1 protein-coding gene is annotated in these 1,084 nt (G+C 41.8%); it reads right to left on the bottom strand.

Going from position 1 to position 1,084, the window contains the following annotated elements:
* Positions 1-1,084: efflux RND transporter permease subunit (locus FTV42_RS17310; protein ID WP_180039291.1), on the bottom strand; the 1,084-nt coding region annotated here is incomplete at both ends.

Genomic DNA, 1,084 nt, shown 5'->3' with positions numbered 1-1,084 from the left:
CATCGCTGTATTCTGACCAGATCCACTAAAACCAAAACCTAAGACCGCCATATTGTCTTTAATCCCCGTTTCTTGGTCTAAATAATTTTGAAACTCAGCAACGACTTTACGGGTACGTTCTTGAGTTGCATCCGCAGGAAGTTGAATCGAAGTCATAAACCACCCCTGATCTTCTTCTGGCATAAACGCAGTCGGAACGTGTTTAAAACTAAAAATCAGCACAATGACAATGCCTAAGAAACATAACATTGCGAGGGTTTTATGTTTAATTACTTTAAATAAACTGCGTTCATAGCGATTGTTCAGCTTCTCAAAACTGCGATCAAACGATGCAAAAACACCCTTTTTCTGATGGTCTTGATCAATCGGTTTTAACATCGTTGCACATAACGCAGGGGTTAATGTCAGTGCAAGGAAAGCTGAGAATAAAATTGAAACCGACATGGTAATGGTGAACTGACGATAGATAATCCCCACTGAGCCTGACGCCAATGCCATCGGCAAGAATACAGCGGCTAACACTAAGGTGATGCCAATAATCGGATTGGTAATTTCCTTCATGGCTTTAGATGTGGCTTCAACTGGAGATAAGCCTTCTGTCGCCATAATGCGTTCAACATTCTCAATGACCACAATCGCATCATCGACAATAATCCCGATCGCAAGCACCATACCGAACATGGTCAGCACATTAATCGAAAAACCAGCAAGCAGCATGACTGAGAATGTGCCAAGCAATGCAATCGGTGCAACAATCGCCGGAATTAAGGTGTATCGAACATTGTGTAAAAAGATAAACATGACAATAAAAACTAATGCCATAGCTTCAAGCAATGTCATGATTACTTTTTCAATCGAGATTTTTACAAAAGGTGCAGTGTCGTAAGGTATAGAGAATTTCATACCATCAGGCAGTGCTGAACCTAACTGTTCAATTTTCGCTTTAACACCTTCTGCAGTCTTGACAGCGTTGGCACCAGGACTCATTTGTATCGCCACAGCTGTAGAGGCTTTGCCATTTTCTAAAATCGCAAAGTTATACATCTGTGCCCCGATTTCGACACGAGCGACATCCGACAGTCGA

It is taken from the genome of Acinetobacter sp. YH16052 (assembly GCF_013417155.1).
In the GTDB taxonomy this organism is placed as follows: Bacteria; Pseudomonadota; Gammaproteobacteria; order Pseudomonadales; family Moraxellaceae; genus Acinetobacter.
This window is presented reverse-complemented; position numbering and strand designations above follow the sequence as displayed.